The sequence below is a fragment of the Sulfuricella sp. T08 genome (assembly GCF_000971475.1).
GTDB lineage: Bacteria > Pseudomonadota > Gammaproteobacteria > Burkholderiales > Sulfuricellaceae > Sulfuricella.
Genome location: NZ_DF967525.1, coordinates 44,726 through 69,299, shown reverse-complemented (window position 1 = coordinate 69,299; position 24,574 = coordinate 44,726). Strand labels below are relative to the sequence as shown.

The window sequence follows — 24,574 nt, the reverse complement described above, 5'->3', positions numbered from 1 at the left end:
CCATGAAGGTTTATGCCGTCGGCGGCGCGGTGCGCGACGAGTTGCTCGGCTTGCCGGTTGCCGACCGCGACTACGTGGTGGTCGGCGCGACGCCGGAGGAGATGGTGGCCCAGGGGTTCAGGCCGGTGGGCAAGGACTTTCCGGTATTCCTTCATCCCAGGACGCACGAGGAATATGCCCTGGCCCGCACCGAGCGCAAAACCGCGCGCGGCTATAAGGGCTTCCAGGTTTTTGCCGCGCCCGAGGTGACGCTGGAGGAGGATCTGGCGCGGCGCGACCTGACCATAAATGCCATCGCCAAGGATGAAGCCGGTGTGTTCATCGACCCCTACGGCGGTATGGCCGATCTGAAAGCGGGGGTGTTGCGCCACGTCAGCCCGGCTTTCGTCGAGGACCCGGTGCGGGTGCTGCGGGTGGCGCGTTTCGCGGCGCGTTTCGGTTTTGCTATCGCGCCGGAAACCCTTGCGCTGATGCGGGAAATGGCCGCCAACGGCGAAGTCGATGCGCTGGTGCCGGAGCGGGTGTGGCAGGAACTGGCGCGCGGCCTGATGGAGAAGACCCCCTCACGCATGTTCCTTGCACTGCGCGAGTGCGGCGCGCTGGTCCGCATCCTGCCCGAACTGGACGCCCTGTTCGGCGTGCCGCAGACCGAGCAATACCATCCCGAGATAGATACCGGGGTGCACGTGATGATGGTGCTGGACTACGCTGCCGCGCAGAACTACGATTTGCCGGTGCGCTTCGCTGCCCTCACTCACGACCTCGGCAAGGGCACTACGCCGCGCGCAGAGTGGCCGCGCCACATTGCCCATGAAGAGCGCAGTTTTGAGCTGGCGAAGCCACTGTGCCAGCGCCTGCGTGTGCCCAACGATTGCCGCGAACTGGCGCTGATGGTAGCGCGCTTTCATGGCGTTCCGTTGCGTGCTTTTGAGTTGCGGCCTGAAACCCTGCTCAAGCTGCTGCTGGATACCGATGCTTTGCGCCAGCCGTGGCGCTTCGAAGCCTTCCTTCTGGCATGCACCGCGGATTGTTGCGGCCGGCTCGGCTATCAGGATGCGGTATTCGAGCCGGCCGATTTTCTGCGCCAGGCGCTCAAGATCGCTCAGGGGGTGGATGCGGGTGCGGTGGCGCAGCAATGCTCCGATCCGGCGAAGATTCGCGACCGTGTGTACGAGGCACGGTTGGCGGCAATCAGGGCGTGGCGCGAAAATTGGGCAGCTAATCCGGCGGGCTGACGCAGCGTTGCTTATGTGTGACCGGCTTCAGTAAAGCCAGTAAGGATGCCGGTAAGGCCATGGACCCCAGAACGGGTCGTAGTAGCGGTAATAGTGGGGCTCCAGCTTCGGCCATAGATGGAGCGATTCGATCGCAAGCCGTGGGCAACTGAACTCGTATGCGCCGATTTTGCATTCAGCAGGCGCCTGCACGCTACCGACAAAAGTGATTTCCCTGCCGGCTGGATAAGCGGCGGGATCGTAAAATCCTGCACCGCAAGCGATAAACCGGCCTTCCGTCTGGTCGGTTTGTTGGGGTTCTCCGTCGCTGTCCAGCGGGCGGCTCAATATTTCAAAGCAGGATTCGGTTTTGAGCGGTGCTACGCTGATAACCATTCCACCCCAGCGCACTCGACTTCCCACTGCTTCAGCTGATAGTGCCTGTTTCAGTGAAACAGGCATAAACGGGCCTCTGGCAATGGGTGCTGGCGTGGTGGCACAGGCGGTTAGCTGGAGCAGGAGCGAAGCGGTTAGAAGGGCGCGAAGCATGGCAGCCTCCAAAACTGGCGAACAAAAAATTAGATACTCATCCCACTGTGTAGTTCCCCTGCTACGCAGACGCCGCCGGTACATGCGGCGCCCGCCTGGTCAGCCTACCTTTGGCAGTCGTTCCAGCGCGGCCTTGATCGCTTCCTCGGGATAGGCGAAGTCTTCAAGCTTGCCGCTGAAGTAGCTGTCATAGGCGCCCATGTCGAAGTGGCCGTGACCGGAGAGATTGAAGAACAGCGTCTTCGCTTCGCCACTTTCCTTGCAGCGCAATGCCTCGTCGATGCAGGCCGCGATGGCATGGTTTGATTCCGGCGCAGGGATGATGCCCTCGGCGCGGGCGAAGGTGACGCCGGCCTGGAAGGTGGCCAGTTGCGGCACGGCTACCGCTTCGATCAGCTTCTCGTGGTAAAGCTGCGACACCAGGGCCGAGTCGCCGTGGTAGCGCAGGCCGCCGGCGTGGATGCCGGGCGGCATGAAGTCGTGGCCGAGGGTGTACATCAGCATCATCGGCGTGAGCTTGGCGGTGTCGCCGAAGTCGTAGGCATAATGGCCGCGGGTCAGCGTCGGGCAGGAGGTGGGTTCCACGGCTACCAGGCGCACGCTTTTGCCGGCAGCCTTGTCGGCGAAGAAGGGGAAGGCTGCGCCGCCGAAGTTGGAGCCGCCGCCGCAGGGGGCGAAGATCATGTCCGGGTAGTCGCCGACCTTCTCGAACTGCTTTTTGGCTTCCAGGCCGATCACGGTCTGGTGCAGCAGTACGTGGTTGAGCACTGAACCCAGCGCGTAGTTGGTGTCGGCGCGCGAGGCGGCATCCTCCACCGCTTCCGAAATCGCCAGGCCGAGCGAGCCCTGGTTGTCCGGGTCGGCGGCCAGCGCGGCACGTCCCGTATTGGTTTCCATGCTCGGACTGGCGAACACTTCCCCGCCCCAGGTCTGCATCATCGAACGGCGGTAAGGTTTCTGTCCATAGCTCACCTTGACCATGTACACCCGCACTTCCAGCCCGAACATCTGGCCCGCCAGCGACATCGCGCAACCCCATTGTCCGGCGCCGGTTTCTGTGGCGATGCGCTTGATGCCTGCCTCTTTGTTGTAATAAGCCTGGGCCACGGCGGTGTTGGGTTTGTGCGATCCGGCCGGGGAAACGCCTTCGTACTTGTAATAAATCTTCGCCGGGGTGCCGAGCGCCGCTTCAAGGCGGTGGGCGCGGAACATCGGCGACGGCCGCCATAACTGGTAGATTTCGCGCACCTTTTCGGGAATCTCGATCCAGCGCTGGGCGGACATTTCTTGCTCGATCAGACTCATCGGAAAAATGGCAGTCAGGGCTTCCGGCCCGATCGGTTTGCCATCCGGCCCTAGCGGCGGGGCGGGCGGGTTGGGCATGTCGGCGACGACGTTGTACCAGTGGGTTGGGATTTCGGATTCGTCCAGCAGGATCTTGGTTTGGGACATGGTGTTCTCGCTAGTTAGTGTTTATTCGGAAACCGCCAAATTGAATCATCATCATGTGCATGACACCTCGACAAGTCAACACCTGATATCAATGGTTCGCTACGGCTGTGGCCGGCTCCGCGATTCTTTGTTGCCCGCAAACAGGAGCACACGATGACCGGCAAGGCACGTTCAGGCCGCTTCTGGTGCCGAAGCATTTCGCGATGCGGCAATTTTCGGCTGCGAGCGGCTCGCTTGCAGCCGAACAGGATTCGTCGGATCATGGTATTTTCAAATTCACTGAATGTTGCCTGTGACCATGACAAGTCCTGATTTTTCGCTTGTTCGCCGCCTAGCGCTTGCGCTTGCCATTCTCGCCGTCCTGGCCTTCGCCCTGTGGTGGATCGGACGGCCGAAGCTGATCCCGGTCGTGTTCGGGGAAGTCGATCGGGGTAAGGTCGAATCCACCATCGCTAACACCCGCGCCGGGACGATCGAAGCCTGTCAGCGCACCAAGCTGTCGACGATACTCGGCGGCCGCATCGAGGTATTGGCGGTGAAGGAGGGCGACCGAGTGCAGAAAGGCCAGCTTCTGATGAAGCTGTGGAACGATGACCAGCAGGCACAAGGCAAGCTGGCGAAGGCGCAAGCGGAAGTAGCGAGAAAACGTGTCGGCGAGGCCTGCACGCTGGCTGCCAACGCCGAGCGCGAGGCCGGGCGCCAAACTGCCCTGCGCGCCAGGGGTTTCGTCTCCATTTCCAGGGAGGAAGCCGCCCGCGCCGACGCCCAGTCTCGACGGGCCGGCTGCGATACGGCCAAAGCCGACGTGGTTCAGGCCGAGGCGCAGGTCCGGGTGACTCGCGTCGAGCAGGGTCGCACCGTGCTGTATGCGCCTTTCGCCGGTACGGTGGCCAAGATCGTCGGCGAGGTGGGCGAATATTCGACGCCCTCGCCCCCCGGCGTGCCGACCCCGCCGGCCATCGACCTGATCGACGATTCCTGCCTCTACGTCAAGGCGCCGATGGACGAGGTGGATGCGCCCAAAATTCAGGCCGGCCAGCCAGTGCGCATCAGCCTTGACGCGCTGCCGAAGCAATCCTTCCCCGGCCGCGTCAAGCGCGTTGCGCCCTACGTTTCGGCCGTCGAGAAGCAGTCGCGGACGGTGGATATCGAAGCGGTTTTCGACCGGCCGGAGGCAGCAGGCAAACTGTTGGTCGGCTATAGTGCCGATGTCGAGGTGATCCTGGTCGTGCGCGACAACGTGGTGCGTGTGCCCACCCCGGCCCTGTTCGAAGGCGGCAAGGTGCTCGTGGCCCGCGCAGACGGCACGCTGGAGGAACGCAAGATCAAGACCGGGCTGGCCAACTGGGAATACACCGAAGTGCTCGAAGGTCTCGCCCACGGCGAGCGGGTCGTCACCTCGCTCGAACGCGAGGGAGTCAAGGCTGGCGTCCACGTCGTCGCGGACGAAAAAACACCGCCTGCAGGCAAGTGATGAGCGCCGCCCAGATCGAACTGCGCGGCATCGAGCGCGTGTTCCGGCTCGGCGACAGCGAAGTGCATGCTCTGCGCCACCTCGATGTGTCCATCGCGCCCGGCGAATACGTCGCGGTAATGGGCCCGTCCGGCTCGGGCAAGTCGACGCTGCTCAACCTGCTCGGCCTGCTTGACCGGCCCGATGCCGGCGTCTACCTCCTCGAAGGGCGCGACGTGACCACCCTCTCGCCGGAAGAGCAGGCGCGGGTGCGCAGCGAGCGGATCGGTTTCGTGTTCCAGAGCTTTCACCTGGTGCCGCGGCTGACGGCGGCCGAGAATATCGCGCTGCCGATGATGCTGGCCGGTATCCCGCCCAGGGAACGTGCCGACCGGGTGGCACGCGCCCTCAAGGACTATGGCCTGGAGAACCGCGCCGGCCACCGGCCGGATCAGCTGTCGGGTGGCCAGCGCCAGCGCGTCGCTATCGCCCGCGCCACCATCATGCGGCCGGCCGTGATCCTGGCCGACGAACCCACCGGCAATCTCGACCGCGCCACCGGCGAAGAAGTGATCCGCCTGCTCGAACAGCTCAATGGCGGCGGAGTGACGGTCATCATCGTCACCCACGATCCCGTCCTCGGCGGCCACGCTCGGCGCCAGTTGCTGATGGAGGATGGCGCGCTACGGCATGACAGCGCGCTGGAGGGCGCGGCACAATGATCCGGACAATTTTTCCAGAAGCGGGCATTTAATCACCCCCCGCTCCCCCCCAAAAACAATCAAAGAAAACCGCTACCCTTAAAACATGTTCTCACTGCCCGAAGCCACCTGATGCGCGCCCCCGACCTGATCCGCTTCGCCCGCGACGCGGCCACCGGTAGCCCGCTACGCACTTCGCTGCTGGTGCTGGCGGTGGCGATCGGCGTGGCGGCGGTGGTGGTACTGACAGCGCTGGGCGACGGGGCGCGGCGCTACGTGGTCAACGAATTCTCGTCCATCGGTAGCAATCTGGTCATCGTCCTGCCCGGACGCTCGGAAACCGGCGGTTTCAATCCGGCCAACGCCATCACCAGCACACCGCGCGACCTGACTGTCGAGGATGCACGGGCGCTGTTGCGCGGCACTGCCATCCGCCGCCTTGCGCCGCTGGCCATCGGCACTTCGGAAATCAGCGTCGGCGGAAAGCTGCGCGAAGTCATCGTGGCTGGAACGACCTCCCAGTTCATCGAGGTGCGCCGGCTTTCCCTCGCCCAGGGGCGTTTCCTTTCGGACGAGGACTGGGGGCGAGGTTCGGCGGAAACAGTGATCGGCGCAAAAATCCGCGACGAACTGTTCGGTTCCGAACCTGCGCTCGGCAAGCTGGTGCGCATCGGCGACCGGCGTTGCCGCATCATCGGCGTGCTCGCCGCCAGCGGCCAGGGGTTGGGCATGAACAGCGACGAGCTGGTGATCGTCCCGGTGGCGCTGGCCCAGGCGATGTTCAACAGCAACACGCTGTTCCGCATCCTGGTCGAGGCGCGCAACCGCGAGGCGATCCCGGCGGCCAAGGCGCAGGCGGAGGAAATTCTCAAGCTGCGTCACGACGGCGAACTGGATGTCACCGTGATCACCCAGGATGGGGTGCTTGCCACCTTCGACCGCCTGCTTGGTGTGCTGACCCTGGGCGTCGCCGGGATTGCCGCTATCAGCATGGCGGTGGCGGGCATACTGGTGATGAACGTGATGCTGGTGTCAGTCGCCCAGCGCACAGCGGAAATCGGCCTGCTGAAGGCGTTGGGGGCGACCGGCAGCACCATCCGGATGGCCTTTCTGGCCGAGGCGACGATGCTGTCGCTGGCCGGGGCCGTCGTCGGCTTCGTGCTCGGCCAGGCGGGCGCGGCCCTGATCCGCCATCTCTACCCCACTTTCCCGGCCTATCCGCCAACTTGGGCGGTGCTCGCCGGCTTGGTAACCGCGCTGGCGAGCGGTATCCTGTTCGGCGTCGCCCCGGCGCGCCGGGCGGCTGCGCTCGATCCGGTGCAGGCGCTGTCGAAGCGATGATCCGTTCCGCCGACAGCATTACCCTCGCTCTGCGCGCCATCACCGCGCACCAATTGCGCAGCTTTCTGACGGTGCTCGGCATCGCCGTCGGGATCGCGGCGGTGATCCTGCTGACCTCGATCGGCGAGGGCATCCACCGTTTCGTGCTGGCCGAGTTCACCCAGTTCGGCACCAACGTCATCTCGATCACCCCCGGCAAGGTCAAGACTGCGGGCGCGCCGCCGACGGGCATCCCCACCTCGGTGCGCCCGCTGACGCTGGAGGATGCGCGCGCGGCTTCACATCTGCCCAATGTCGCAGCAATGACACCTATCGTGTGGGGCAATTCCGAAGTAAGCGGCAATGGTCGCCTGCGCCGTACCACGGTGTACGGCGTCGGGCCGAACATGCTCAAGGCCTTCCGCATCAAGATCAGGAGCGGCCAGTTTCTGCCGCAGGAGGAATCGGACAGCGCCCGCGCCTTCGTGGTGCTTGGCGCCAAACTCAAGAAGGAGCTTTTCGGCGACACCAATCCGCTCGGCGCGCGGGTCCGTGTCGGCGGCATGCAATTCCGTGTCATCGGAGTACTGGAAGCCAAGGGGCAGATACTCGGCATCGATATGGACGACACCGCCTACATTCCGGCAGCGCGTGCGCTGGAGCTGTACAACCGCGACGGCTTGATGGAAATTAACGTGACCTACGCCGAAGGGGTGCCGGCAAGGGAGGTGACCGACGCGCTTAAAACGCTGCTCAAAGCGCGCCACGGACGCGAGGATTTCACCCTGACCACACAGGAAGACATGCTGCGCACTCTGTCGAAAATCCTCGACATCCTGACCATGGCGGTCGGCGCCCTGGGGGGTATTTCGCTGCTGGTCGGCGGCGTCGGCATCGTCACCATCATGACTATCGCCGTCACCGAGCGCACCGGCGAAATCGGCTTGCTGGTGGCTCTTGGCGCGCCGCGCCGCACCATCCTCGGCCTGTTTCTCGGCGAGGCGGTGGCCTTGTCCACTGTCGGCGGCGCGCTGGGACTGGCGCTCGGCATCGGCATCGCGCAACTGTTGCACCTCGTCGTCCCCGCCTTGCCGGTGCACACCCCCATCACCTTCGTGCTGCTTGCCGAAGCCGTCGCCATCGTCATCGGTCTCGTCGCCGGCGTGCTCCCCGCCAGCCGCGCTGCGAGGCTGGATCCGGTGGAAGCGCTGCGGGCGGAATAGGCGCGCCTCAGCTAGTCGGTGATGCCGCTGTGGATCAAGAAATGGGCCGGGCTGGTATGCCCAGAAGCGTCAGTCCGTGCCTGACACCGGCTTTGGTGATGGCGGTGAAATCCACGTGGGAGGTAATGTCCTGCAGGCCTGGCAGATAAAACGGTTCGTCGTGGGCGTGGTGGCGACGACGTTGTACTAGGGGTGGGGATTTCGGTTTCGTTCAGCAGAAATTTGGCTCGAGACAGGGCGTGGCCTCACCTGGTTTTGCTGAAGATTGAAAATTTGGCGGCATCCCGGCAGGTATTTTCCGGGCGTCCGAACAGATAGCCCTGCCCGCGCGAGAAGCCGTTCCCCAGGATTTTTTGCAAGGTTTTTTCGGTTTCGATGCCTTCGGCGACCAGGTGATAGCCTGCCTTGATGATCATGGCAGCGAGATTCTCGACGATCAGGCCTTGCCGGCCGCCGGCGTCGAGATGGCGAACCATGGAGATATCGAACTTGATGATGTCGACTGGCATGTTGGCCAGATAGCCGAGCGATGAATAGCCGCTGCCGAAGTCGTCGAGCGCAATCTTGAAACCATCTTGCCGCAGTTTGTTGAGGTTGGCGGAGGCTTGGTGGAGCTGGGTGATCAAGGCCGTTTCGGTGACTTCTATGATCAGGCGGTAGCGATCCAGGAAGCGGCCCAGTTCGAGGAGCTTCCCGATGATTTTCGGGTTGGTCACGCCGGGGCCGGATACGTTGAGCGAGATGCCGGTTCGGGCCGGAATTATGCCTTGTTCGAGTTCTTTTTCGATGCGCCCGATGACGGCGAGGTCGAATTCCGCTTCAAGCCGGCGTGCCTCGATGATGGGGAAGATCGAGGAAGGCATGATCAGCTCATAACCTTCGCGGATGCGCACCAGTGCCTCGTAGTAATCCACCTCTCCATTGGCCAGATTGACTACCGGCTGGTAGTGCATTTCGATCGATTCGCCTGTGTCGATGGCCTCGAAAACCGCGTTTGTCACGCCGGTCGAGAAAAGGACACCAGCGTCGTTGATCATGCTGTCATCGTAAACAGCGATCTTTTGCTTGCCAGGACGTTTGGCATGGTACATCGCCATATCGGCCTGCTTCGGCAGGGTGGCCAGGGTTTCGGCGTCGGTGGCTGAAGCATGGGCCAGGCCAGCGCTGATGCGCACCGGCTCCCTGATGCCCAGGCTGGAAAAGTCATGCTGACTGACGGCTTCGATGCATCTTTCCGCAGTCTGAAGGGCAAGATTGGGGTCGATGTCCAGAAACAGGGTCGCGAATTCGTCGCCGCCCAGGCGGTAGAGCCGGTCGCCGTGGCGCAGCGTGCTTTGCAGCGTGCGGGTGATGGCCTGGATAACCTGGTCGCCGGTTTGATGGCCGTAGGTGTCGTTGATAGCCTTGAAATGATCGCAATCGAACAGGAGCATGGAGATTTCGAGGCGATGGCCGGACGACACCGATCGCACATGTTCCCAGTCCTCCTCGAAGCCGCGCCGGTTGTAGACGCCGGTGAGGGGGTCGTGGTGCGCCAGCGTCCAGAGTTCGTCGTTTTTCTCGTTCAGGCTGTGGTGCATTTGCTCCAGCTTGCTCTGGTAATCGTTCAGCGAATGACGCACTTTCTCCAGTTCGGCCACAGGTAAACTGCGGGTGAAGCTCTCAGCCAGCAATCCGCCCTGGCCTTCGCGCAGGGCGTCGATATGCGATGATAGGCGGCGTAGCGGGGCCGCGAGGAGAGAGGCCAGCATCAGGTAAAAGAGCAGGGATAATCCAATCAGCACCGGCAGGACTTGTTGCTGGAGTTGTTTGATCGTAGCCGCGAGCGCCGTGCTTTCCGGGTTGGGCAGAAGCGTGAATTCAAGGCGTGAAGTGAGTTGCGAGAATGGCAGGTGTTCCCGTTCGTCGACCTTGATGTGGATGCTGTTCGGGTTGACGTAGCTGAACCGCTGCTCTTCCTTAACTGCATTCAGGAAGTCGAGTTTGAAACCCAGATAGCCTAGAAGAGGCGAGTCTGGACGGCCTTCAATGGAGGGAATTGGGTAGAAAACGTAGAGATAATAGTGGCCCCTCCTGCTGGTGAGAAAGCTGCTGATATCCAGCGGATTAATTTGGGTCGGCATGTCGCTGATCGGATTTGCGGCCAGGGGCTTGCCTTGCCGCGTGTACATTTCGACCGCTTGCACATAGCCAGGCAGAATGCCCGTAGCGCGAACCCGGTTATCGCGCCAGTATCCATAATAAGCGGGATTGACGAGTTGCTGCCGGGTCTCATCCTGGCTGGCGATGCTTTCTGCTCTTTGCTTTATTTCACTGATAACGTGAGATATGACATAGGCAAATTCTTCGTTCGCGGCATTCGTGTTGTGAATGTTCGCTGTGGCGCTGATCGTGTCCAGCTTGTGCTCTACGATCCAGCTCAGGATGCCGAAAATCAGCGACATCAGAACGATGAAGCTAATCGCATAAGCACGGATCGTCAAGGGCCATAAGCGCTGCAGTCCAGGCCAAAGCGGCATCACTTGTTTCCCGCCGGCAAGGTTTTTAATATAGTTTCGATCCTGTCTGCCAGATCGAATTCCTGTGGACCATCAAAGAAATGGCCTGCTTTATCGATGAGGGTGACTGGGATGCCCCGGTTCTGAATTTTTCCGGGCCAGTCGATCGTGATGGTTTTATCGGCAGAGCCTAAAATGATCTCGGCAGGGACCTTGATTTTTCCGAGCAGGCTCAGTTCATGCTCAGCGTCGTTGGCCACGTAGGACAGGTAGGCGGCAGGTGGCGCAACATAAGTATTGTTGCAATAGGACAGCGTAAAGCGCCCCAATGTTTGCTTGCTGCCGGGTTGTCTTGTCAGGGCTGCCGCATCTTGGGCCTCTTGCGGTTTGCTGTATAACGGGACCAGGCTGGTCAGGACAATTTTCTTTACCGCGGAGTTGGATTTTTGGATGGCATAGCGAAGGATTTGGCCGCTGCCGGCGCTGTGGCCGACCAGCGCAATGCTGCTGTAGTCCTTATTCGTCAGCCAGTTTACCCAGAAGCCGATTTCCGCGACATCCCCTTCCATCGTATGCGCATGCACTGCCTCGCATGCCAGGCTTTTGGAGCGACGGTTGATGCCGAGCGTAAGAGTGGGAACCAGTACGGTGTAGCCCTGATCGGCCAGGGTGTTCGCCAGGGAGCTCATTGGTGGCGCGTTGCGAGTCTGGAGAAAGCCATGCAGCAGCAGGACGGCGGGACGCGATGACTTGCCGGCGCGGAAGTCGGCGGTGGCGATGATGCCGGTGGGGAGCTTGGCCTCGACGGTTTCAGCCGTAGCGTGCTGAAATGGAAGCAGCAGAGCAAACAGTGCAAGAATTCCTCGTGCGTGATACCGCAGACTACCCATCTTTGAGCTTCTCCATGGATGTTCCTGAGAGGTCACTTTATGTAATTAAGTAAAAACTTGCAAGAGATGGTGGCGTGATCGCGCCGAACGAAAAAAGCTCGGCGCGAGGCCGAGCAAAGGGGAGGAAGGATGCTCCAGCCCTGCTCGCGATGCGAGCGGGGCTGGTTGGTCTGTTACTGGGGCGTCGTGGTCGTGCCGGTTTGCGGCTGATGTACGCGGTCGCGATCGCGCGTCCTGGTTTGGGTTTGTTCCGTGGCGCGCTCCTGGGTCTGTTCCTGTGTACGTTCTTCCTTCTGCTGCATGCGCTCTTGTGCGCGATCTTGACCACGCGTGGCGTCGGGTTGTGTCTGGGCGTTCTGGTTGGACATGCCCGAACCGCTCATTTGGCCCCCGCTCATCCCTCCGCCTCCACCCATCTGGCCGGAACCGCCACCCATTCCACCCCCACCACCGCCACCTCCTCGGGCGAACGTAACGGTGGAAACACCCAGGGTCAGGGCGGCGAGTGCAACGATTAATGTGGATTTACGCATTTCTTTCTCCTTACAGTGGATCGACAAAAAACCTTAACTGCCGGCGCCGAGTACGTTGATGCCGAGCCGGACATAACTTCCGGGGTTGTAGGGCAGGGTGGTGGTGATGTCTCTGCCATGGAAGCGGTACACTACGTTGTAGCCCGAGAGCTCCTGGCGCGAGGTCTCAACCTGGTGGCAGCGCTGAACTTGTCTTGGTGCATACTCCTGCGCCGAGTTGTCCATTCGGTCACCGACTAGCGCGCCGGTGGCGGCGCCTACTGCGGCGGCGGCGGTACGTCCGTTTCCCTGTCCGACCTGGCTGCCCAGCAGCGCGCCCGCCAAGCCGCCGATGACGGCGCCGCCATAGGATTTTTCCTGGCGCACCTGGCCGGAGCCCACCGTTTCCGTCCAGCACTCCTGGCGAGGTTCGGAGATTTGGCGGTAAATCGGGGTGCTGGAGATAACCGGTGCGGTGTCAGTGAAGTCCGCCGCCGTGGCAAGGCCGGTCAGTCCGGTTGTTGCCGCGATGGCAAAAGTGAATATTGTGCGCATTTTTGATACTCCTTGTTGGATGTTGCCATTCTCTTGGTTCAAGTCATTACGCTGGATGATTTATTGGCTAACGACCCCGCCTGCCACCGCCACTGCCGCCCATGCCACCACCCATGCCGCCATTGCCACCGCCACCGCCCTGGCGAGATTCGAGGCCTCGGCCGTAGCCGCCTCCTTCGTTTCTGCCGCTGCGCTGATCCGGCCTGGCCTCTTCGCTATTTTCAGTGCGTTTCCTGCCGTCATAGGCGGAGTCGCGCATCAACGACTGCTCCGCCGAGCTGATTTCACGCATCCGGTTGCCCAGGCGTTCGCGCAGGGCGGCACGATCTTCAGCACTCATGTTTTGAGCTAGTTGCTGAGTAAGATCATGGGGCGGATTTTCGTTCGCCTCTGCGCCAGCGCTTGCCAGTAGTGCCAGAACGAGCAGGGGTGCGGCGATGAAACCTTGGTTGCTCATGGCGCTCTCCTGTGGTGACTGGTTTGTGTTGTTTGTTGTATCCATGGAGGCATCATCCCCCTAAGACGTTTCAGAAGCATTTCCGAACACCGGGAAAATGTAACAATGTGTTACGAATTGAGCAGAAGCATGGCGGCAGGTCAGGTTGTTTTGTATATTGGTGCCATGGACGAACGTAAAGTGCACATTCTGGTGGTGGACGACGATGCAGGGTTGCGGGAGCTGCTTGCCGACTACCTGACGGGGCAGGGCTACGCGGTCGGCGCGGTGGCGGACGGGGCGGAGATGGACGCTTACCTGGCAGAGCGGCCTGTCGATCTGGTGATTCTCGATCTGATGCTGCCCGGCGAGGACGGCTTGAGTCTGGCGCGCCGGCTGCGGGCGCGCGGCAGTTTGCCGATTATCATGTTGTCGGCTCGTGGCGAGGAGATCGACCGGATCGTTGGGCTGGAGGTAGGCGCCGACGATTACCTGGCCAAGCCGTTCAATCCCCGCGAATTGCTGGCTCGCATCCGGGCAGTGCTGCGCCGGCGCGGGGAGGCTAAGGAACCGGTGCCGCCGGCGAATTACCGATTCGGGCCTTTCCAGTTTGACCCTGTACATCGTCGACTGGTCAGGGACGGTGAGGAGGTCGCTTTGACCAGTGGCGAATTCGCGCTGTTGCATATCTTCGTTGAACATGCCAACCGGGTGCTGTCGCGTGACTATCTGATGGACCTGCTCAAGGGCTTTGAGCGTGACCCATTTGACCGCAGCATCGACGTGCGGGTGACGCGGTTGCGCCGCAAGATCGAGTTCGACCCGGCAGAGCCGCGCTATATCCGCACCGTGTGGGGCCAGGGCTATCTGTTTTCACCGGATGAGGGTGCTGCATGAAACTCTGGCCGGGTCGCCCGGCGACCCTGTTTGGCCGAACCGCGGCTACCCTGACCGCAGTCCTGCTGGTGTTCCAGCTGGTCGTGCTGGTGGTGGCGGTGGCGACCGTATTCCTGCCGATGGCAAGGCGTTCCGCCGACGATCTGGCGGCGCTGATGGTACTGTCCGCCCAGACCTGGGTCGAACTCCCCCCCGAGACGCGCAAGGACTTCGAGGACGAACTGGCCAAGAGCCACGACCTGTGGTTATTCAAGGTAGATACGCCGCTACCGGATGAGGGGCGATTTCTGCCCTACCTGCATTTGCTGGAGAATGCGTTGACTGAGCGTGTCGGGATGCCGATTCACGTGAAGGTCACCCATTGGGAAAACCAGTGGATGTGGGCGGAAATTCCGATTGGCGGACAGATGATCCGGATCGGCTTCACTCTCGATCGGCTCGACGTTCATCCCATGCTGGCGCTGGTGCTGGTGATCGTGGCGGGGGTGATTCTCGTCCCGTTGACCGCTCTGGTGCTGGCGCGGCGCATCGCGCGCCCGTTGGCGCGGCTTGCAGATGCAGCGGCAAGAGTTGGGGAGGGAGTAACCCCGGAGCTGCTGCCGGAGTCCGGACCGACCGAGCTGGCTGTCCTGGCTGCGACTTTCAACCGCATGGCCCGACAGGTTAAGGAGCTGATGGACAACCGTACCACCCTGCTGGCGGGAATTTCCCACGATTTGCGCACCCCCCTGGCGCGCCTCCGCCTTGGTCTTGAGATGATGCCGGAAAATGCCAAACCGGCGCTGATCGCTCGCATGGAACGCGACATGGAAGAAATGAACCGGCTGATCGGGGGGTTTCTTGAGCTTGCCCAGGGTTTGGGGCAAGAGGAAAAGCGGCAGGTGGATCTGGCAGCGCTGCTCGGCGATCTGGCGCAAGACATGGCGCTTGAATGGCGGGCGCATCTACCCTGCATCAGGGAGGTGGCGCCGGTAGCATTACGCCGTATTCTCTCCAATCTGATCGAAAATGCGTTGCGCTACGGCGGCGACAAACCGGTCAGCATTGCCTGCGATTGTGCTGAAGGATCGGCCAGAATCGGCGTATTCGACCGCGGGCCAGGGATTTCACCCGATCAGGCAGAAAAAGTGTTCCGGCCATTTTATCGTTTGGAGTCATCGCGCAGCAGCGCAACCGGAGGCAGCGGGCTGGGTCTTGCTATTGCACGCCAGCTGGCGGACGCCAATGGCTGGAAAATAGAATTACTGGCTCGCGAAGGCGGTGGTACGGAAGCGCGCCTGACAATCCTGGGTTAAAGCATGCAGCTTTTGTCACCGCGTGCAAAGCCAAGCAGAGGGATATCCATGCCTTTGCCCAAGGCAATTGTCTTGAACAGTTCGCCCATTTCCGCCGGGTTGAGCAGCTTCTGCGCCTGTGAGGCGAGCGGCAGGTAAGCACTTGCTTGCTCGGGCGAGGCCCGTGCCAGCAAGTCGGTGATGCCGGAGTTGATCAGGAAATGGGCCTGGCTGGTATAGCCCAGAAGCTTCAGGCCGTGATTGACGCCGGCCTCGGCGATGGCGCTGAAATCCACATGCGAGGTGATGTCCTGCAGGCCCGGCAGATAAAACGGGTCGTCGTGGGCGTGATGGCGATAGTGGCACATCAGGGTGCCCGAACTGCGCTGTGGGTGGTAGTACTCGTTCTGTCCGAAACCGTAATCCAGCATCAGGATCGCGCCCTTCTCCAGCAACCCGGCGAGAGTGGAGACGAAGCCGCGTGCGGCCAGGCCGATTTCGCTGACATAATTTTTCCCCTCTCCCGCGTTGCGGGGGAGGGTCAGGGTGGGGGCAAGGCTGGTGGCGATGTCGAATAGCTCTCCCGAGGTCAGTGTGCGCTCGCTCCAGCAGAACCGGCCATTCTCCATGCTCACGCCGCGTTCAAGGATGCTGCCTTCACCCCAGGCGACGAGGTGTACCGGCATCGCATCGAGCACCTCGTTGCCGATGATCAGTCCTGAGAAGGAAGCGGGCAGAGCATCCAGCCAATCGACTCTTGGCGCGAATCGCGCCAGGAGATGTTGCTGGCGCTGGCGCAGATCAGCACTCACTTCAAGAAGGAAATGGCGCTCTGGCAACTGTCCCAGTCGCTCCAACTCCGAGAGCAGGTCGAAAGCCAGGCGGCCGGAGCCGGGGCCAATTTCCAGAATGTTTCCAGCAGTGAGTTCGAGCACCTGAGCGGCTTGCTGCGCCAGGGTCTGGCCAAACAGGGCGGAGATTTCCGGGGCGGTGACAAAATCGCCTGCCGCGCCAAATTTGTGCATGCCGGCGCTGTAGTAACCGAGTCCGGGTGCATACAGGGCCAGCTCCATGAAGCGGCTGAAGGGGATCCAGCCGCCGGCGGCGTCAATTTCATGCCTGATCAGGGCAGCAGTCTTTGCGCTGTATTCCAGCGCGGCAGGGTCGGGTGCGGGTAGTGGGGACATGACAAGTGTGATAAATTCGGAGCAAGTCCAGTGTAATGGAGAAAACATGCAAGGCAAAGTCGTATTGATTACCGGTGGGGCGAAGCGGGTCGGCGCGGCGATCTGCCGACGGCTGCACGGAGCCGGTGCAAATCTGATGATCCACTACCGTTCTTCGGCGGCAGAAGCGGAGGCGCTGCGCGATGAGTTTAACATCAGCCGGCCGGATTCCGCAGCACTGGTGCAGGCTGATCTGCATGACGTGGAGCTGTTGCCGGACATGGTCGCGGCAACCATGAAACACTACGGCCGACTCGATGTGCTGATCAACAACGCCTCTAGCTTTTATCCGACCGCAGTGGGCGAGATCGGCGAAAATGACTGGCACGACCTGCTCGGCACCAACCTCAAGGCACCGCTGTTCCTGTCACAGGCTGCGGCCGAGCAGCTGCGCCATAGCCATGGCTGCATCGTCAATATCACTGACATCCATGCCGAGCGGCCGATGAAAAGTTACGTCGTTTACAGCATCGCCAAAGCCGGCCTGGTGGCGCTGACCAAGTCGCTCGCCCATGAGCTTGGCCCGGAAGTGCGTGTCAATGCGGTGGCGCCGGGTCCGATCATGTGGCCGGAGGAGGACCCCACCTTCGACGATCAGGAACGTCGTCGCATCGTCGCCCATACTCTGCTGAAGCGCGAGGGCTCGCCCGACGACATCGCGCGCGCGGTGCTATTTCTGGTCAAGGACGCGCCTTACATGACGGGCACGATACTGCCGGTGGATGGCGGGCGGAGCGCTTCATTGTGATCGAACCAGTCAAGCCGCCAAAATCCCTGATGAGTGCCGCCGGCCGTGCGATCGGCGATTTCTCCATGATCCGTGAGGGCGACCGGGTGCTGCTCGGGTTGTCCGGCGGCAAGGACAGCCTTTCCCTGCTGCACGTGCTGATTGCATTGCAGAAGAAGGCGCCGATTAGATTCGAGCTGGCCGCGGCGACGGTGGATCCGCAAGCACCCGATTTCGATCCCTCGCCGCTGAAGGCTTACATGGCGGAACTGGGTGTGCCTTATTTCTACGAAAGCCAGGCTATCGTAGAACAGGCGAAAAAAACCTTGCAGGAGGGCGATTCCTTTTGCGCCTTTTGCTCGCGCATGCGGCGTGGCATTCTCTACCGCACAGCGAGGGAGAATGGCTACAACGTGCTGGCGCTGGCGCAGCACCTGGACGATGCCGCCGAGACCTTCCTGATGTCGACCTTTTTCGGCGGCAAGCTGCGCACCATGCAGGCGCATTACCTCAACGACAAGGGCGATATCCGGGTGATCCGCCCCTTCACCTACGCGCGTGAGCGCCAGACTGCAGCTTTCGCGAAAAACTCGGAATTGCCGGTGATCCCGGAGAACTGCCCGGCCTGTTTCGGCATGCCCACCGAGCGCATGCACATGAAAACCCTGCTGGCCGAGCTGGAGAAGGATAATTCCAAGGTGTTTTCCAGCATCCTCACGGCGTTGAAGCCGCTGCTGCGCGCCGGCGTTCCGGGCTAGTAGTCAGTCAAGTTGAATCGCATGGATGCAACACAGACAGGCCTCCTCCTTTGTCAAAGAGGGATTGAGGGGGTGGCTTAGCCGGAGCTTGCCGCCATCGTTAAATCCTCTTGCCTCCCTTTTCGATTGGGTCGGGGCAGATGCAGTTGACGCGGATCTCGTGTAAGACCGGCCACGCTCAGAGCAGCGTGATTGATTCCGGCCGATTCTCAGCGACATGGAACAGGGCGGCAACAACATGTCGATCGTACTTCGATTTGCTTTCCGCAAGAAGCTGGTCCAGCGCCTTCTCTGCCCCCATGTCGTTGCGATATGCGCGCGGGCTGACCATGGCCACAAAGGCATTGGCCACGGCGAGGATTTTAGCAGTCAGCAGGATTTGGTCCGCGCTCAGTCCGGCCGGATATCCGCTGCCGTCGATATGCTCGTAGCGCTGGCCTATCGTTTCCAGCACCGGGCCATCAAATTCGAGGCCGCTAAGCAACTCTACCGCGTACATGACATGCTTGCGCAGGATTTCCTGCTCTTCGGCATTGAGCGGCTCGGTCTTGGTCAAGATCTCTCTGGGCACCGCCAGCTTGCCGATATTTGCCAGATTGGCTGCCATCTCGAGCACTTCCAGATCCCCCTTGCCGAGTTGCATCTCTTCGCCAATGGCGAGCGCCACCTGGATGGTTTTGCTGGAATGATCGATGGAGTAGTGGTCGTACAGGTCCACCGCGCCCATCAAGGTTTTGAGCACCTGGCGCATTAAGTGATCGCGCTTGGCCTGTGCTGTCTGCAGTTCGGTGATGTCATGCGAGATCACCAGTAGCCGCTGCCGGTGTTCATCCTGCGCCAGTGGGACACAGGTTGTGTGATAGGTTCTTGCAGCGCCACCGAAAGCCAGTGCCATCGTGTCGGTTTGTGGCTGATGACTATCCGTGGTTTTGGCCAGCAGCTCGCTGATCGGGCGGCTGGTTTCCGGCCCCAGCACGCTGGACAGCGTCTTGCCGGGAAAGTCTGCTACATCCAGGCTGGCTGCCTTGGCCAAGGCGCGGTTGGCAAAACTGAAGTGTTGATTCTGGTCCACGATGTAGATGAAATCGGTAAGGCTGTCGGTAATGGAATGCAGAAGCGCGGTCTGGCCGCGCAGCTGGCGCGCACTTTCTCTTGCTGCCAGCGCGGCCTGCTTTTCGCGCAGGCTGCTGCCATGACGCCATGCGGCGACCAGGGCCACGGCAACCAGGGCGATGGCCAGCAGGAAAACCGTCAGCAGAAAACGCTGGTGCGTGTCCGATTCCTTGAGCGCTTCAGCCGCACTGATTTTGTGGACAAGCACCCAGGGTACCTGCGTCAACGTCCGGCTTGTCATCAGCACGGATATCCCGCGGTAATCAATACGCTTGGCGAAGGTGCCCGGTGATTGAATGGCGAATGCCCCTGCCAGTTGTGCCGTGGAGAGGTTAAGGCGCTTCTTGAGAGGCGGACTGCCATCGGCCAGGGGTGAGAGATAGACCACCGATCCGCCTTCACTGCGCAGCAGCAGGGTTTCTTCCGTTTCGCTGAGGCGCACCTGGCGCGTCAGCAGGGGGAACAACTCGTCCTCCGCATTCTTGACGCCTACGATCACGCCTATGGGGGTTCCGCGCTTGCGCATATCCTGCAGCGCAAACACCGGGGTCAGAAAAGCCACCACGGGCTTGTTGGCTGCATTGAGATAAATGCCGGCCGTGGCGCGCTTGCCTGTTTTCACCACCTCGGCGGCGGCACGCCGGATTTCAGGGTCCGGCCTCAGCCCCCGTGTCGAAACGATAGGCGCGGCATTCTGGTCGAGGAGCGCAAGGCCCGTGTTGGCAGCGATTGCCACGCCAGCCGGGAGCGGCTCGCTTCTGCTCTTGTCGATGAACCCACCCCGCTCGGCTGTGGCGAGGATCAGGTTGCGCAGGTAGGAAAGCTGAGCCGGTTCGACATCCGCTGCAGCGCTCGTGCCCAGCGCACCGAGTTGCATCAGATAGAGCGGTACCGTGCCATTGTCTGCCAGTTCACGCAGGCTGGCGTGTTGCGCCTCAAGCCAGCTATCTACTGCCTGAACGCGGCTGTCAGCGATGACGCCCAGGCGAATCTGCCAAGCTTGCAGGTCGCGTTCCCGCTCCTTTTTGGCGTAGGCGAAAACCAGCATGACGCCCACCACGACCAACGCGATCAAAAGGATGAATCCGGGAATCGCCGGATTGTTTTTAAATAGTTTTTTCATGTTGTCTGAGTGTGGTTATCTAGTATTCGGGCAGATCGCTAAGGGGTATGCATCCACCAGTGCTTCTCGTTGACCGAATAGATAGGCACATAATGAACGATATTCCGGTGCGAGACAATCTGCTGCGCCTGGTTGTCAAGAATGAGAATGTCATTGTCGGTGTAGAGGGCCAACACCGCATGCGCGGTGCGAAGATTGGTGTCCTGCAGTACCACCACCCGCATCATGTCGACACTGAAGCCCAGTTGTCGCAATGACATGTATTTAAGAATGGCGAAATCTTCGCAATCACCATCATTGTATAAAAATTCGCGGGGAATCGCCCAGTAGTCCGGCACGCCATAATTGTCGATGTCCAGAACGTATTTTTTTTCATTGGCAAAGGCATTCACCGCGGTCAATTGTTGCCTCGCCGGCTGCCCCTTGATGCTGCCGAGGAATTGCTGCCATTCGGCCATGTGGCAGCGCAAGCTGGACTTGCTGCAGTCGCCATCGCTCAGGTTGTCCTTGGCGTGCCGTTTCAGCACGCTGGTCCATTGCGGGAAGATATCCAGGCTTTCGCGCTGCAGTTCGTGAAAGCCGAACAGGCTGGCCGGCTGCGCACTGGCAGCACCGGCGGTACCGCCGGTGCTGGCTAACAGGCAGAATACGCAGAGAAAGAGGTTTGTTGCCCAGGCTAACATGGTGGCAAAAGATGATCCAGGCAGTAAGGTGGAACAAAAGCGCATTAAAGAATGGGTCTTAGGAAGTTAAAGTGGGTTTAATCATAATAATTTGAGTGTTGCAAGCTGAAGGTTATCATGACGATGGCTGAAGCGGAATTCGGTTTCCTTGAGGTGGAACTCCGCCAGCGAATTCATTTGCGCTGTGATCGACTCTAAAATGCTAGCGTGGTACTTCACTTAACGCTTGCAGTGATTATTCAAGAAGGTAGAATCTGTGCCGATAAGGTTATTATCTGGTTTAATGAGGGCCCAACGATGGTTAAGAAAATTCTGGCAGCCGCTGCTTTGTTCCTCGCATTCTCGAGTGCGCAAGCCTACACGCCGCAACTCCGCCCATTGTCCAGCGTTGATGCCGAAGTTTTTCTGCGGATGAATCAGGATGCTCAGAAGCTTTATGTGTCCGGGGTGGTGGATGGCTTTACCTTTGTGACCTATGGCCATGGCTTCTCCAACCATGATGCCGTGGTGAAATGCCTTAACTCCAAAAATGTGGGCGACCTGACCTCCGGCGTGGTGGATTGGCTGAAGGAGCATCCGGCATTCAGGGAGGGCCTGAGCTCTGCCGTGGTGCAGACGGTGAATGTTTTTTGCGGGTGAGCTCGGTCAGGGAATATTGAAGAAAAACCCGGCGGGTCTATGAAAACGAAAAACGCCGTGACTAACAAGTCACGGCGTTTTGCAGTTGGCCCGTTCTGGGCGGTTCCTCTAGGCCACCCAGGAATCTGGGCTTATTCTGGTTTAGGTGGTTTAGGAACAACAACCTGGGTTGCGAAGAGATCCACATGCCGTATGTCAGGCTGAACCATGAGCCGTGTGTCAGGCACGATTTTTTGAGAAAAGGTTACATCCACGACACCGGCAAGCGCTTGGGCCGCGGCTCCGTAGAACGTGCCTTGAACCTGTCCTTGAACCTGGTATCCATTAGCTGCAGTATTCACCGCGGTGGACTGGATGTTGGCCCCCGTTATCGTGCCGTTGGCCCCAAATGCCGGTACGTACGTCGAGTAGTGCCCTGATGAGGACCAAGCGCCGTCCCAAGTGCCGGGGCCGAATTGGACATTAATTCCCACCCTCGCGCCACTCAGTATCTCGTTACCTTCATATCGAGCAGTCACATTGCCCACGCGTGAGGCATCCATATAAGCAAGTGCGGTTGGGTAGCCAGCAATGTAGTAGCCCTCGACGCTAGTCAGGGACCCGCATTCGCTCCAGCATTTAACCGAACTGCCCCCATTCATATAGGCGTAAATCGCAAATTCGCCATTGGCGGTCTGGTAGCCCGCTTTCTTGGTGAGTGTGCCATCGATCTCCGTGTCATGGTAGCTATAGGGTACGTCGAGACTGGCGTTACCATACCCGGCACCAGAATTAGGCAAATAATAATGCCCGCTTAGATTGCCTGACTCGTTTGGAACTGGAAGCGGATCTGCGGGATTGCTGCCATTCAGGTGTGCCAGACTAAAGTTCACATCTAGCGTGCCCGTCGTACCTTTCTCAACCCATACATATTCGTAGTGCCCCCCATGCTTGTCTTTAACCCACACCTTCTCTTTCACTAACCATCCTTCAGGTTCGCCGAATGTAGGATACGCAATGAAGGTCGCAGGATAGTAGCCATTATATTGGCCATATTCGCTATAACTGCGATATTCGACTTTGTCACCTTTGACTTTGTATATAGCATAACCACACATTGCTCCCGCGGGGCAGGTGTCAATAACCGGTGGGGTGGGTAGTGGAGGAATCGGCCGATACAAGTCGCCTTCCGCTTGACCCAGGAAAGGCACTGCAGGGCCTGCCGCCGGCTGGATGAATTCACTCCATGGCCCCCACTCGCCGGATGACTCATTGGCAATAGGCACTGAGCCATAAGAGATTACTTCCTGCCATTTATCCTCGTGGAATTTCCAGTCTTTTTCCATCGCTAATGCAGCATTGCTAGCAGAAAATGCTAACGCAACACCTAAAGCGATCGTAGTTTTGTAGTAGGTTTTCATGATCGTCTCCTTCCACTTACATTAATGCTGCAATAAAAGCAATACACTTCCTGATTTAAGCTTAGCAAATAAGTTACAGCTTGCAAGGTAAATATTAATATGGGCATAAGCCATTTCTATTGCAATTTCAGGGTATGAAGGGAAGGGGCGACGCCAGGTTGGAGCCAAAAAGGAAAAGGCACCCTAAAGTGCCTTTTCTGGGGTGATGCGAGATAGACGGGATTTAGAAGGTGCGGCTCAGGTTGAGGGCGGTGACATCCCGCTTGTAGTCGTAGATACTGATATTGGAACTGTTTTCGGTGTGGGTAAAGCTGCCACCGAGCTTCCAGCGCTCCAAAGGACCTGTCTTGATGTCATGGTTAAAGCCGATCTCATAGCGATTTTCGGTTTCGTCGCGCTTGAGGGGGAAAATGGCGGAGTCTATGCCATCATATTTGACGTCTCTCTGGCTGGCGCGGCCATATACGCTGCCGTTGGCCCATGCGAGCATGTTGGCGCCGAGGAAGATTTCGGTGCCATCGTTGCTGAAGCGGGATAAGTTCGCATCTTCCTGGAATACGTGCACGCCGCCTTGCAGCGCGAGCTTGCCGCCCATGAAGACTTTGCCGAGAGTCACGCCGGTTGCGGCGTAGTCGCTGTCGCGGCCTGCATCCACGGTGCGGCTGAAGTCGCGTTTCTGGAACAACGCATCCCAGGTGATTTCGCCGTTCTGGATTTCCCAGGTTACGCTCGGAGTCAATGAGTAGAAATTCGCCAGTTCCGTGTCGCCATAACGGATGTAATCCACCTGCCCGGTCACTGCTGCGCGCCAGTAATTCGGCACGAACCAGCCTGGGCCGGTGGCGAGTGTCACGACATCAAGGTTGAATTCGTCCTTGCTGAGGTAGCCTTTACGGTAATAGTTGGCTTGGCTCTGCCAGACGAAGCGGGCCGCCTTTTCGCCGATCTTGACGGGGGTTGGCGACTGGTAGCGGTGGGTGATGCCCGCAGACAGGACGACCGCATCATCTTTTAGTGGGCGGGATGCTGTGCTAAGAATCAGGCCGCCGGGCAGGACGTCGCTCGATGGTCCGACGTTGATGTTGGTGTCATGCATGAGTCCGATCGAGACCGAAGGTTCCCACGCGTGCCGTTTGGCGGTAAAGGCTTCCTCGTCCTTTTTGACCTGGGCGAGGAATGTCAGCACCGAGAGGCGGACATTTTCCGGTGTCTTCGGGTCGTCCAGCACGAGCTGGGCTTGCCGTTTCGATTCTTCGAAATTCATGGTGCGGTAGTAAGCGACAGCCAATTCCAAGCGGACGCGGTTGAGTTGTGGCTGGTTGCTGAGAACGGTCTGGAATGCTTCAAGGGAGGTGAAAAGGTTGCCCTGTTCCCGCTGGAACAGACCTTCCTTGAACAGTTTTTCCTGGTCCTGGTCTGCATCCGCAGCGTAGGAGAGTGCGGATGCCCCCATGGTTGCCAAAGCCACCGAAATAGCGAGTGTGGATCTGGTCAGGGAAATTTTGCGCCACTGGGCGCTGGATTTATTAGTCAAGGTAGTACCTCCATTTGAGACGTTAGTTTAGTATTAGTAGTTGCGCAGCTTGGGGCTGCATCGTCAGAAATTCTTTTTACCAAGATGGTGCTTTGGAATCAGCCTGATGGCGATGTTAGCGTACCTGTCACAATCAGAAAATAAGGAAATCCCCTATTTCTGACCATCACTTATTATATACATCATAATATTAATTCGGATTGTTAATCTAGCAAGTTTGCATTAATTCAACTTTTTTCTTTGAATTCAGGGTGAATTTCGGAGTCGAGCTTGTTAATCGTTTCTTGGTGTTGCCGGTTTTCGTTGTATAGCGCCCGTTATTGGCGCCATGATTGGGGGATGGCAATCCGAAACCTGAGTGTGGCAGAAATACAACAAAATCGCTGTGGATTGACAC

22 protein-coding genes and 2 pseudogenes are annotated in these 24,574 nt (G+C 59.6%); 10 read left to right on the top strand and 14 right to left on the bottom strand.

Annotated features, from left to right (window positions below; all coding sequences use genetic code 11):
* The first annotated feature begins 2 nt into the window (after window positions 1-2).
* On the top strand, window positions 3-1,235 hold the full coding sequence (locus SCT_RS03295; protein ID WP_059419005.1) for a multifunctional CCA addition/repair protein: 1,233 nt from the start codon (window positions 3-5) through the stop codon (window positions 1,233-1,235).
* A gap of 27 nt (window positions 1,236-1,262) precedes the next feature.
* Here SCT_RS03295 and SCT_RS16650 read toward each other — a convergent pair whose 3' ends face one another.
* Both SCT_RS16650 and SCT_RS03285 read right to left on the bottom strand, forming a co-directional pair.
* On the bottom strand, window positions 1,263-1,763 hold the full coding sequence (locus tag SCT_RS16650) for a Slp family lipoprotein (RefSeq protein ID WP_159107875.1): 501 nt from the start codon (window positions 1,761-1,763) through the stop codon (window positions 1,263-1,265).
* Between the two features lie 99 nt (window positions 1,764-1,862).
* On the bottom strand, window positions 1,863-3,215 hold the full coding sequence (locus SCT_RS03285; RefSeq protein WP_059418997.1) for a TrpB-like pyridoxal phosphate-dependent enzyme: 1,353 nt from the start codon (window positions 3,213-3,215) through the stop codon (window positions 1,863-1,865).
* A gap of 298 nt (window positions 3,216-3,513) precedes the next feature.
* Here SCT_RS03285 and SCT_RS03280 point away from each other — a divergent pair, with 298 nt between their 5' ends.
* The 4 genes from SCT_RS03280 (at window position 3,514) to SCT_RS03265 (ending at window position 7,912) form a co-directional block, all read left to right on the top strand.
* Window positions 3,514-4,689, top strand: a complete 1,176-nt coding sequence (locus SCT_RS03280; RefSeq protein ID WP_059419054.1) for an efflux RND transporter periplasmic adaptor subunit — start codon at window positions 3,514-3,516, stop codon at window positions 4,687-4,689.
* On the top strand, window positions 4,689-5,390 hold the full coding sequence (locus SCT_RS03275) for an ABC transporter ATP-binding protein (RefSeq protein WP_059418995.1): 702 nt from the start codon (window positions 4,689-4,691) through the stop codon (window positions 5,388-5,390). Before SCT_RS03280 ends, SCT_RS03275 begins: the two co-directional genes overlap by 1 nt.
* Before the next feature lie 111 nt (window positions 5,391-5,501).
* Window positions 5,502-6,710, top strand: a complete 1,209-nt coding sequence (locus tag SCT_RS03270) for an ABC transporter permease (protein ID WP_059418993.1) — start codon at window positions 5,502-5,504, stop codon at window positions 6,708-6,710.
* Entirely contained in the window at window positions 6,707-7,912 is a 1,206-nt protein-coding gene (locus tag SCT_RS03265; protein ID WP_189799641.1) for an ABC transporter permease, read from the top strand. The genes SCT_RS03270 and SCT_RS03265 overlap by 4 nt, the downstream gene beginning before the upstream one ends.
* A 14-nt stretch (window positions 7,913-7,926) precedes the next feature.
* Here the strand turns inward: SCT_RS03265 and SCT_RS17885 are convergent.
* The 6 genes and pseudogenes from SCT_RS17885 to SCT_RS17390 form a co-directional block, all read right to left on the bottom strand.
* Window positions 7,927-8,087, bottom strand: a pseudogene (locus tag SCT_RS17885) (SAM-dependent methyltransferase); the annotation flags it as partial.
* Between the two features lie 70 nt (window positions 8,088-8,157).
* Entirely contained in the window at window positions 8,158-10,431 is a 2,274-nt protein-coding gene (locus SCT_RS03260) for a bifunctional diguanylate cyclase/phosphodiesterase (RefSeq protein WP_059418991.1), read from the bottom strand.
* Window positions 10,431-11,300, bottom strand: a complete 870-nt coding sequence (locus tag SCT_RS03255) for an alpha/beta fold hydrolase (protein ID WP_059418985.1) — start codon at window positions 11,298-11,300, stop codon at window positions 10,431-10,433. The genes SCT_RS03260 and SCT_RS03255 overlap by 1 nt, the downstream gene beginning before the upstream one ends.
* Window positions 11,301-11,473: 173 nt before the next feature.
* The gene (locus SCT_RS17280; protein WP_059418982.1) at window positions 11,474-11,833 is read right to left on the bottom strand and encodes a hypothetical protein; all 360 of its coding nucleotides are present in this window, start codon (window positions 11,831-11,833) and stop codon (window positions 11,474-11,476) included.
* 33 nt (window positions 11,834-11,866) lie between these two features.
* Window positions 11,867-12,367: a glycine zipper 2TM domain-containing protein gene (locus tag SCT_RS03245; protein WP_059418976.1), complete on the bottom strand. Its 501-nt coding sequence runs from the start codon at window positions 12,365-12,367 to the stop codon at window positions 11,867-11,869.
* A 67-nt stretch (window positions 12,368-12,434) separates the two neighbouring features.
* Window positions 12,435-12,824 (bottom strand): hypothetical protein, encoded by a 390-nt coding sequence (locus SCT_RS17390; RefSeq protein ID WP_059418971.1) that lies wholly within the window; start codon window positions 12,822-12,824, stop codon window positions 12,435-12,437.
* A gap of 165 nt (window positions 12,825-12,989) precedes the next feature.
* On the opposite strand from SCT_RS17390, the gene SCT_RS03235 reads away from it, so the two are divergent.
* Together SCT_RS03235 and SCT_RS03230 are read left to right on the top strand one after the other, a co-directional pair.
* Complete coding sequence (locus SCT_RS03235) at window positions 12,990-13,700, top strand: response regulator (protein WP_059419051.1); 711 nt, start codon at window positions 12,990-12,992, stop codon at window positions 13,698-13,700.
* A complete protein-coding gene (locus tag SCT_RS03230) occupies window positions 13,697-14,995 on the top strand; it encodes an ATP-binding protein (RefSeq protein ID WP_059418968.1) in 1,299 nt (432 codons plus the stop codon). The genes SCT_RS03235 and SCT_RS03230 overlap by 4 nt, the downstream gene beginning before the upstream one ends.
* Here SCT_RS03230 and SCT_RS03225 read toward each other — a convergent pair.
* The gene (locus tag SCT_RS03225) at window positions 14,992-16,161 is read right to left on the bottom strand and encodes a class I SAM-dependent methyltransferase (RefSeq protein ID WP_059418966.1); all 1,170 of its coding nucleotides are present in this window, start codon (window positions 16,159-16,161) and stop codon (window positions 14,992-14,994) included. The genes SCT_RS03230 and SCT_RS03225 overlap by 4 nt on opposite strands.
* A gap of 46 nt (window positions 16,162-16,207) precedes the next feature.
* On the opposite strand from SCT_RS03225, the gene SCT_RS03220 reads away from it, so the two are divergent.
* Together SCT_RS03220 and SCT_RS03215 are read left to right on the top strand one after the other, a co-directional pair.
* Window positions 16,208-16,948 (top strand): pteridine reductase, encoded by a 741-nt coding sequence (locus tag SCT_RS03220; protein WP_059418963.1) that lies wholly within the window; start codon window positions 16,208-16,210, stop codon window positions 16,946-16,948.
* Window positions 16,945-17,685, top strand: coding sequence for an ATP-binding protein (locus SCT_RS03215; RefSeq protein WP_237759588.1), 741 nt, complete (start codon window positions 16,945-16,947; stop codon window positions 17,683-17,685). The genes SCT_RS03220 and SCT_RS03215 overlap by 4 nt, the downstream gene beginning before the upstream one ends.
* A gap of 178 nt (window positions 17,686-17,863) precedes the next feature.
* On the opposite strand, the gene SCT_RS03210 is transcribed toward SCT_RS03215, so the two are convergent.
* The 3 genes and pseudogenes from SCT_RS03210 to SCT_RS17000 form a co-directional block, all read right to left on the bottom strand.
* The gene (locus SCT_RS03210; RefSeq protein ID WP_059418958.1) at window positions 17,864-19,921 is read right to left on the bottom strand and encodes an HD domain-containing phosphohydrolase; all 2,058 of its coding nucleotides are present in this window, start codon (window positions 19,919-19,921) and stop codon (window positions 17,864-17,866) included.
* Window positions 19,922-19,959: 38 nt separating this feature from the next.
* On the bottom strand, window positions 19,960-20,604 hold the full coding sequence (locus tag SCT_RS03205; RefSeq protein WP_237759586.1) for a transglutaminase-like cysteine peptidase: 645 nt from the start codon (window positions 20,602-20,604) through the stop codon (window positions 19,960-19,962).
* A gap of 81 nt (window positions 20,605-20,685) precedes the next feature.
* Window positions 20,686-20,787: pseudogene (locus SCT_RS17000) on the bottom strand (IS1595 family transposase); the annotation flags it as partial.
* A gap of 114 nt (window positions 20,788-20,901) precedes the next feature.
* Between SCT_RS17000 and SCT_RS03200 the strand changes: the two are divergent.
* Window positions 20,902-21,243 (top strand): hypothetical protein, encoded by a 342-nt coding sequence (locus SCT_RS03200; protein WP_059418954.1) that lies wholly within the window; start codon window positions 20,902-20,904, stop codon window positions 21,241-21,243.
* 131 nt (window positions 21,244-21,374) lie between these two features.
* On the opposite strand, the gene SCT_RS03195 is transcribed toward SCT_RS03200, so the two are convergent.
* Window positions 21,375-22,643 carry a transferrin-binding protein-like solute binding protein gene (locus tag SCT_RS03195; protein ID WP_059418952.1) on the bottom strand — a complete coding sequence of 423 codons (1,269 nt, stop codon included), beginning with the start codon at window positions 22,641-22,643 and terminating at the stop codon, window positions 21,375-21,377.
* Between the two features lie 223 nt (window positions 22,644-22,866).
* The gene (locus SCT_RS03190) at window positions 22,867-24,177 is read right to left on the bottom strand and encodes a hypothetical protein (RefSeq protein WP_059418950.1); all 1,311 of its coding nucleotides are present in this window, start codon (window positions 24,175-24,177) and stop codon (window positions 22,867-22,869) included.
* Window positions 24,178-24,574: the final 397 nt, after the last annotated feature.

Excerpts from the sequence above, each read along its gene's own strand:
- SCT_RS03225 (WP_059418966.1), bottom strand. The coding sequence starts at position 16,161 with ATGTCCCCACTACCCGCACCCGACCCTGCCGCGCTGGAATACAGCGCA.
- SCT_RS17390 (WP_059418971.1), bottom strand. The coding sequence starts at position 12,824 with ATGAGCAACCAAGGTTTCATCGCCGCACCCCTGCTCGTTCTGGCACTA.
- SCT_RS03285 (WP_059418997.1), bottom strand. The coding sequence starts at position 3,215 with ATGTCCCAAACCAAGATCCTGCTGGACGAATCCGAAATCCCAACCCAC.
- SCT_RS03200 (WP_059418954.1), top strand. The coding sequence starts at position 20,902 with ATGGTTAAGAAAATTCTGGCAGCCGCTGCTTTGTTCCTCGCATTCTCG.
- SCT_RS03195 (WP_059418952.1), bottom strand. The coding sequence starts at position 22,643 with ATGAAAACCTACTACAAAACTACGATCGCTTTAGGTGTTGCGTTAGCA.
- SCT_RS03275 (WP_059418995.1), top strand. The coding sequence starts at position 4,689 with ATGAGCGCCGCCCAGATCGAACTGCGCGGCATCGAGCGCGTGTTCCGG.
- SCT_RS03245 (WP_059418976.1), bottom strand. The coding sequence starts at position 12,367 with ATGCGCACAATATTCACTTTTGCCATCGCGGCAACAACCGGACTGACC.
- SCT_RS03280 (WP_059419054.1), top strand. The coding sequence starts at position 3,514 with ATGACAAGTCCTGATTTTTCGCTTGTTCGCCGCCTAGCGCTTGCGCTT.
- SCT_RS03210 (WP_059418958.1), bottom strand. The coding sequence starts at position 19,921 with ATGAAAAAACTATTTAAAAACAATCCGGCGATTCCCGGATTCATCCTT.
- SCT_RS03270 (WP_059418993.1), top strand. The coding sequence starts at position 5,502 with ATGCGCGCCCCCGACCTGATCCGCTTCGCCCGCGACGCGGCCACCGGT.
- SCT_RS16650 (WP_159107875.1), bottom strand. The coding sequence starts at position 1,763 with ATGCTTCGCGCCCTTCTAACCGCTTCGCTCCTGCTCCAGCTAACCGCC.
- SCT_RS03295 (WP_059419005.1), top strand. The coding sequence starts at position 3 with ATGAAGGTTTATGCCGTCGGCGGCGCGGTGCGCGACGAGTTGCTCGGC.
- SCT_RS03205 (WP_237759586.1), bottom strand. The coding sequence starts at position 20,604 with ATGTTAGCCTGGGCAACAAACCTCTTTCTCTGCGTATTCTGCCTGTTA.
- SCT_RS03255 (WP_059418985.1), bottom strand. The coding sequence starts at position 11,300 with ATGGGTAGTCTGCGGTATCACGCACGAGGAATTCTTGCACTGTTTGCT.
- SCT_RS03260 (WP_059418991.1), bottom strand. The coding sequence starts at position 10,431 with ATGCCGCTTTGGCCTGGACTGCAGCGCTTATGGCCCTTGACGATCCGT.
- SCT_RS03265 (WP_189799641.1), top strand. The coding sequence starts at position 6,707 with ATGATCCGTTCCGCCGACAGCATTACCCTCGCTCTGCGCGCCATCACC.
- SCT_RS03235 (WP_059419051.1), top strand. The coding sequence starts at position 12,990 with ATGGACGAACGTAAAGTGCACATTCTGGTGGTGGACGACGATGCAGGG.
- SCT_RS03220 (WP_059418963.1), top strand. The coding sequence starts at position 16,208 with ATGCAAGGCAAAGTCGTATTGATTACCGGTGGGGCGAAGCGGGTCGGC.
- SCT_RS17280 (WP_059418982.1), bottom strand. The coding sequence starts at position 11,833 with ATGCGTAAATCCACATTAATCGTTGCACTCGCCGCCCTGACCCTGGGT.
- SCT_RS03230 (WP_059418968.1), top strand. The coding sequence starts at position 13,697 with ATGAAACTCTGGCCGGGTCGCCCGGCGACCCTGTTTGGCCGAACCGCG.